Annotated in this window: 7 protein-coding genes; all 7 read left to right on the plus strand. The window is 70.4% G+C overall.

The window, feature by feature from the left end:
* On the plus strand, positions 1 to 1,433 hold a 1,433-nt coding region (rho, locus tag ACRDP3_RS16990), incomplete at its 5' end, for a transcription termination factor Rho (protein ID WP_431517800.1).
* 340 nt (positions 1,434 to 1,773) lie between these two features.
* Entirely contained in the window at positions 1,774 to 2,901 is a 1,128-nt protein-coding gene (locus tag ACRDP3_RS16995; RefSeq protein WP_431517801.1) for an LCP family protein, read from the plus strand.
* Between the two features lie 206 nt (positions 2,902 to 3,107).
* The gene (gene rpmE / locus ACRDP3_RS17000; protein ID WP_431517802.1) at positions 3,108 to 3,338 is read left to right on the plus strand and encodes a 50S ribosomal protein L31; all 231 of its coding nucleotides are present in this window, start codon (positions 3,108 to 3,110) and stop codon (positions 3,336 to 3,338) included.
* 105 nt (positions 3,339 to 3,443) lie between these two features.
* Complete coding sequence (gene prfA, locus ACRDP3_RS17005; RefSeq protein WP_431517803.1) at positions 3,444 to 4,523, plus strand: peptide chain release factor 1; 1,080 nt, start codon at positions 3,444 to 3,446, stop codon at positions 4,521 to 4,523.
* A 31-nt stretch (positions 4,524 to 4,554) separates the two neighbouring features.
* The gene (prmC, locus tag ACRDP3_RS17010; protein WP_431517804.1) at positions 4,555 to 5,436 is read left to right on the plus strand and encodes a peptide chain release factor N(5)-glutamine methyltransferase; all 882 of its coding nucleotides are present in this window, start codon (positions 4,555 to 4,557) and stop codon (positions 5,434 to 5,436) included.
* Positions 5,436 to 6,083, plus strand: a complete 648-nt coding sequence (locus ACRDP3_RS17015; protein WP_431517805.1) for an L-threonylcarbamoyladenylate synthase — start codon at positions 5,436 to 5,438, stop codon at positions 6,081 to 6,083. Before prmC ends, ACRDP3_RS17015 begins: the two co-directional genes overlap by 1 nt.
* Positions 6,084 to 6,108: 25 nt before the next feature.
* A complete protein-coding gene (locus ACRDP3_RS17020) occupies positions 6,109 to 6,771 on the plus strand; it encodes a protein-tyrosine-phosphatase (RefSeq protein ID WP_431517806.1) in 663 nt (220 codons plus the stop codon).
* The last annotated feature ends 265 nt before the right edge of the window (positions 6,772 to 7,036 follow it).

Raw genomic sequence — 7,036 nt, forward strand, 5'->3', positions numbered from 1 at the left:
GTCAGAGCCAGGGCGGCGGCAAGGGCGACGGCCAGGGTCAGGGCGGCGGCAAGGGCGACGGCCAGGGTCAGGGCGGCGGCCAAGGCGGCGGTCAGGGCGGCGGCCCGGGTCAGGGCGGTGGCCAGCAGGGTCAGGGCCAGGGCGGTGGCCAGGGCCAGGGCCAGGGTCAGCGCGGCGGCGGTCGCCGCGACGACGACGACGACTTCGAGGGCGGCCGGCGCGGCCGCCGGGGCCGCTACCGCGACCGCCGGGGGCGTCGCGGTGGCCGCGAGGAGTTCGAGCCGCAGGTCGCCGAGGACGACGTGCTGATTCCGGTGGCCGGAATCCTCGACATCCTGGACAATTACGCCTTCGTGCGCACTTCGGGTTACCTGCCGGGGCCGAACGACGTGTACGTGTCGCTGGCGCAGGTGCGCAAGAACGGCCTGCGCAAGGGCGACCACGTCACCGGTGCGGTGCGGCAGCCGCGCGAGGGGGAGCGGCGGGAGAAGTTCAACGCGCTGGTGCGGCTGGACTCGGTCAACGGGACCTCGCCCGAAGGCGGCAAGGCCCGGGCGGAGTTCAACAAGCTGACGCCGCTGTACCCGCAGGACCGGCTGCGGCTGGAGACCGAGCCGAACCAGCTGACCTCGCGGATCATCGACCTGGTCTCGCCGATCGGCAAGGGCCAGCGCGGGCTGATCGTCGCGCCGCCGAAGGCCGGCAAGACGATGGTGGTCCAGTCGATCGCCAACTCGATCACGGTCAACAACCCGGAGTGCCACCTGATGGTGGTGCTGGTGGACGAGCGGCCCGAAGAAGTGACCGACATGCAGCGGTCGGTCAAGGGCGAGGTGATCTCCTCGACCTTCGACCGTCCCGCCGAGGACCACACCACGATCGCGGAGCTGGCCATCGAGCGGGCCAAGCGGCTGGTGGAGCTGGGTCACGACGTCGTGGTGCTGCTGGACAACATCACCCGGCTGGGGCGCGCCTACAACCTGGCGGCTCCCGCGTCGGGCCGGATCCTCTCCGGCGGTGTGGACTCCACCGCGCTCTACCCGCCGAAGAAGTTCTTCGGCGCGGCGCGCAACATCGAGGACGGCGGCTCACTCACGATCCTGGCCGCGGCGCTGGTGGAGACCGGCTCGCGCATGGACGAGGTGATCTTCGAGGAGTTCAAGGGCACCGGCAACATGGAGCTCAAGCTGGACCGCAAGCTCTCCGAGAAGCGGATCTTCCCCGCGGTGGACGTGGACGCGTCGGGCACCCGTAAGGAAGAGATCCTGATGCCCAAGGACGAGCTGCAGATCGTCTGGAAGCTCCGCCGGGTGCTGCACGCCCTGGACCAGCAGCAGGCCATCGAGCTGCTGCTGGACAAGATGAAGCAGACGAAGTCCAACGCGGAGTTCCTGCTCCAGATCCAGAAGAACACCCCGAACCCGGGCGACTGACACCCGGCAAGCGCTACACGCGGCGAGGGCCGTCCCACCACTTGCGGTGGGACGGCCCTCGCCGTGTGTGAGCAGGGCTGAGAGCTTGGCCACAGGCCCGGGCGGGCCGCAGCCCGCCCGAACCCCCACGGGTGGACGTGTCGTCCCAGGTGAAGGGGGCAATGGGCCTATTCGGCCCAAAACAGTGCCGCACTGATGTACCGGGGCGGCACGGTCACACCGTGTGCAACCCTTCCGCAAGGCGCCCGTTCAGGCAGCAGTCCCCCCGACGCACACGGACGGCGACGCGCAGACCCTTCGCACGACGACACAGCCGCACGGCAGGAGTGGGGAAGCAGCGATGGCGGACGAGAGCACGGACGGGCAGGCACCGGCCACGGGACGCTCCCGGGGCGGCGTGTGCCCGACCGGCCGCCGCCGCAGGTCGCCCAGCCGGCGGCGGCGGATCCTGCGGGCCGCCGCCTGGAGCGCCGCGGCGGCGGTCCTGCTCGGGGGCTCCGGCCTCGGCTTCGCCTACTTCAAGCTGAACGACAACATCTCCGGCGTGAACATCGACGCCAAGCTCGGCAAGCACCGCCCGGACAACACCCCCAACGGGTCGATGGACATCCTCGTGCTGGGCTCCGACACCCGCTCCGGCGCCAACGCCAAGTACGGCAAGACCCAGAGCGGTGCCCGTTCCGACACCGCGATGGTCGTGCACGTCAACAAGAAGCACGACAAGGCGAGCGTGGTCTCGATACCCCGCGACACCGTCGTCGAGCGCCCCAGCTGCGCCAGGGACGACGGCGGCGGCACGACTCCCGCCCAGCGGGCGATGTTCAATTCCGCCTACGAGGCCGGCGGCCCGGCCTGTGCCGTCAAGACAGTCGAGTCCATGTCGGGCGTACGGATGGACCACTACGTCGAGGTCGACTTCTCCGGCTTCAAGAAGCTGATCGACAACCTCGGCGGAGTCGAGATCACCACCAAGAAGCCGATCAAGGACCGGAGGAGCAATCTCGACCTGTCCACCGGCACCCACAAGCTCAGCGGTGAGCAGTCGCTCGGCCTCGTCCGTACCCGGCACGCCGTCGGCGACGGCAGCGACCTGGGCCGTATCCAGCTGCAGCAGGCGTTCGTCAAGGCGCTGCGGGACCAGATCGAGAAGATCGGGGTCTTCAGCAGCCCCACGAAGCTCTACAAGCTCGCCGACACCGCCACCTCAGCCGTCACCACCGACTCCGAGCTGGATTCCGTCGACGATCTGGCGGGCATGGCCAAGCTGCTGAAGGGCATCAAGTCCGACGACATCCAGATGTCGACGATGCCGGTGAACTACGACCCGGCCGATCCGAACCGGGTCGTGCCGATGAAGTCCAAGGCCGACAAGATGTGGGCCGCGCTGGAGCGGGACAAGGCGATACCGAAGTCGGCGACGAAGGGCTCCGCGGGCGAGCAGACGGACATCGGCGGCGTGGTCCGTTAGCCGGTCCGGACCGGCCGCCCAGGTGGAACGGCGCGGCTGCCCGGGAAACTCGGGCTGTCCGGGAAACGCGGCTGTCCGGGAATACATGGCGCCCGCCCCCGGTTTTGGGAGGTACGGCCAGTGATGGCAGACTGGACCGTCGGCCCCGGTTCACGGAAGGACAACCCGTCCACCGACCCGGCGCCCTCCCGATCTAGGAGACACCCTTGAAGCGCGACATCCACCCGGAGTACGTCGAGACCCAGGTCAGCTGCACCTGTGGCAACTCCTTCACCACCCGTAGCACCGTGAACGGCGGCGTCATCCGCGCCGACATGTGCTCCGCGTGCCACCCCTTCTACACCGGCAAGCAGAAGATCCTCGACACCGGAGGCCGTGTGGCCCGCTTCGAGGCCCGGTTCGGCAAGGGCAAGAACGCCGGATCCGCCAAGAAGTAGCTCCGCTCCAGCGCCGGTCCTCGGCACGCCCCCGCGCCGGGCGTGCAGGGCCGGCGCTGTTTCGTTGCTGCCCGGCACCTTCTTCTTCATGTAAAGGGACAAACGATGTTCGAGGCGGTCGAGGAACTGATCGGCGAGCACGCCGAGCTGGAGCGGCAGCTCGCCGATCCGGCGATCCACGCCGACCAGGCGCGGGCGCGCAAGCTCAACAAGCGGTACGCCGAGCTCACCCCCGTCATCGCCACGTACCAGTCCTGGAAGCAGACCGGGGACGACATCGGGACCGCCCGCGAACTCGCCGTCGACGACCCCGACTTCGCCGCCGAGGTGAAGGAGCTGGAGGCGCGCCGCGAGGAGCTGACGGAGAAGATGCGGCTGCTGCTCGTACCCCGTGACCCCAGCGACGACAAGGACGTCATCCTGGAGATCAAGGCGGGCGAGGGCGGCGACGAGTCGGCCCTCTTCGCCGGCGATCTGCTGCGGATGTATCTGCGCTACGCCGAGCGCGCGGGCTGGAAGACCGAGCTGATCCAGTCCAACGAGTCCGACCTCGGCGGCTACAAGGACGTTCAGGTCGCCGTGAAGACCAAGGGCGGCGGCGGGGCCACCGAGCCCGGCCAGGGCGTGTGGGCCCGGCTGAAGTACGAGGGCGGCGTGCACCGCGTGCAGCGGGTGCCCGCGACCGAGTCCCAGGGCCGCATCCACACCTCCGCCGCCGGGGTCCTCGTCCTCCCCGAGGCCGAGGACGTCGACGTCGAGATCAGCTCCAACGACCTGCGGATCGACGTCTACCGCTCCTCCGGGCCCGGCGGCCAGTCGGTCAACACCACCGACTCCGCCGTCCGCATCACCCACGAGCCGACCGGCATCGTCGTCTCCTGCCAGAACGAGAAGAGCCAGCTGCAGAACAAGGAGCAGGCGCTGCGCATCCTGCGCGCCCGGCTGCTGGCCGCCGCCCAGGAGGAGGCCGATCAGGAGGCCTCCGACGCCCGCCGCAGCCAGGTCCGCACGGTGGACAGGTCGGAGCGGGTACGCACGTACAACTTCCCGGAGAACCGGATCTCCGACCACCGGGTCGGCTTCAAGGCGTACAACTTGGACCAGGTGCTGGACGGCGAGCTGGATCCGGTGATCCAGGCGTGCGTCGACGCCGACTCCGCGGCCAAGCTGGCCGCGGCCCAGTAAACGCGCGTACGGACAGGTGGACGGACCAGACATGCTGCATTCCTCCGGGGGGCGTCCCCCCAACCCCCGCGGTGTGCTGCTCGCCGAGGTGGCGCAGGCCACTCAGCGGCTGGCCGACGCGGGAGTGCCCTCGCCGCGGTTCGACGCGGAGGAGCTGGCCGCGTACGTGCACGGCGTCAAGCGCGGCGAACTGCACCGGGTCGCCGACAGCGACTTCGACGCCCGCTACTGGGAGGCCGTCGCCCGCCGCGAGGCCCGCGAACCGCTCCAGCACATCACCGGACGCGCCTTCTTCCGCTACCTCGAACTGCAGGTCGGGCCAGGGGTGTTCGTGCCACGCCCGGAGACGGAGTCGGTGGCCGGCTGGGCGATAGACGCGGTACGGGCGATGGATGTGGCCGAACCGCTCATCGTCGACCTGTGCACCGGCTCCGGCGCGGTGGCGCTCGCCCTCGCCCAGGAGGTGCCCCGCTCCCGCGTCCACGCCGTCGAGCTGGACGAGGGCGCGTACGGCTGGGCGCGGAAGAACGTCGAGGGAAGCCGCGTCACCCTGCACCACGGCGACGCGCTCACCGCGCTCCCCGAACTCGACGGCCAAGTCGACCTCGTGGTGTCCAACCCGCCCTACATCCCGCTCACCGAATGGGAGTATGTCGCTCCCGAGGCCCGCGACCACGACCCGGAACTTGCGTTGTTCTCCGGGGAGGACGGGCTGAGCACCATCCGCGGACTGGAGCGCACGGCACACCGGCTGCTGCGCCCCGGCGGCGTCGTGGTCATCGAGCACGCCGACACCCAGGGCGGCCAGGTGCCGTGGATCTTCACCGAGGATCGCGGCTGGGCCGACGCCGCGGACCACCCCGACCTCAACAACCGGCCCCGATTCGCCACAGCCCGCAGGGAGGTGCCGTGATGGCACGACGTTATGACTGCACCGACGCAACCGACCGCAAGACCGGCCTGCGCGAGGCCGCCTCGGCGGTCCGCCGCGGCGAACTCGTCGTACTCCCCACCGACACCGTCTACGGCATCGGCGCCGACGCCTTCAGCCCGGACGCCGTCGGCGACCTGCTCGAGGCCAAGGGCCGCGGCCGCCGGATGCCCTCGCCCGTGCTCGTCGGCTCCCCGAACACCCTGCACGGCCTGGTCACCGACTTCTCCGAGCTCGCCTGGGAACTGGTGGACGCCTTCTGGCCGGGCGCGCTGACCCTGGTCGCCAAGCACCAGCCGTCGCTGACCTGGGACCTGGGCGACGCCCGCGGCACGGTGGCGGTACGGATGCCGCTGCACCCCGTCGCCATCGAACTGCTCACCGAGTTCGGCCCGATGGCGGTCTCCTCCGCCAACCTCACCGGATACCCGGCACCGCAGGACTGCGACGCCGCGCAGGAGATGCTCGGCGAGTCGGTCGCGGTCTACCTCGACGGGGGATCGACGCCTGACTCGGTGCCCTCCTCGATCGTCGACGTCACGGGGAAGATGCCCGTACTGCTGCGCGCGGGCGCACTGAGCGCGGAGGAGCTGCGGAAGGTCGTGCCCGACCTGGAGGTGGCCTCGTGACCCGGGCGGTCGGGAGATGCCCGCGGTGACAGTCCCGCACGGGCGTGGCACACCGGACCCCGGCGGCATGAACGGCGCCGCGGGCGCGTTCCGCATCCTCCACGTCTCCACCGGCAACGTGTGCCGCTCGCCACTCACCGAGCGGCTGACCCGGCATGCCCTGGCGGAGCGGCTCGGCCAGGCGCGCAGCGGCGGCATCCTGGTCGAGAGCGCGGGCACCTGGGGCCACGAGGGCGCCCCGATGGAGGAGCACGCCGCCGAGGTGCTGCTGGAGCACGGAGCGGACGCCCACGGCTTCCGCGGCCGCGAGCTGCTGGACGAGCACGTGATACGGGCCGATCTCGTGCTGACCGCGACCCGTGACCACCGGGCGCAGGTGATCTCCATGGGTCACTCGGCCGGGCTGCGCACCTTCACACTGAAGGAGTTCACCCGGCTCGTACGGGCCATAGACGCCGCGACGCTGCCCGACCCGCGCTCCAGCCAGGGCGTGGTCGAGCGCGCCTACGCGCTGGTCCAGGCGGCTGCCGCACTGCGCGGCTGGCTGCTGGCGCCCAGCCCGGAGGCGGACGAGATCTATGACCCCTACGGTGCGCCGATCCCCTACTTCCGGTCCGTGGGGGACGAGATCAGCAAGGCCCTCGACCCGGTCGTCACCGCACTGACCGGCGTCCCCACCCGTACCTAGCCCGGGGCCCGTGTGTCCGATGCGTGTCCCGCGCCCGTCGTATGACTGTCCCGTACCCGTCCGATGTCTGTCCGTAGTCCCGCATCCGTGAAACCGCCGGACCTCCACCGGTGTCTTAGGGTGTGGGCCAAGGAGCCGGCGAGAACCCTGGGGAGCCCGTGCGTGAATACCTGCTGACGCTCTGCGTCACGGCAGCGGTCACCTATCTCTTGACCGGGCCGGTGCGGAAGTTCGCCATCGCGGCGGGCGCGATGCCGCAGATCCG

This window comes from Streptomyces sp. (genome assembly GCF_050698815.1).
GTDB lineage: Bacteria > Actinomycetota > Actinomycetes > Streptomycetales > Streptomycetaceae > Streptomyces.

Excerpts from the sequence above, each read along its gene's own strand:
- prmC (WP_431517804.1), top strand. The coding sequence starts at position 4,555 with ATGCTGCATTCCTCCGGGGGGCGTCCCCCCAACCCCCGCGGTGTGCTG.
- ACRDP3_RS16995 (WP_431517801.1), top strand. The coding sequence starts at position 1,774 with ATGGCGGACGAGAGCACGGACGGGCAGGCACCGGCCACGGGACGCTCC.
- prfA (WP_431517803.1), top strand. The coding sequence starts at position 3,444 with ATGTTCGAGGCGGTCGAGGAACTGATCGGCGAGCACGCCGAGCTGGAG.
- ACRDP3_RS17015 (WP_431517805.1), top strand. The coding sequence starts at position 5,436 with ATGGCACGACGTTATGACTGCACCGACGCAACCGACCGCAAGACCGGC.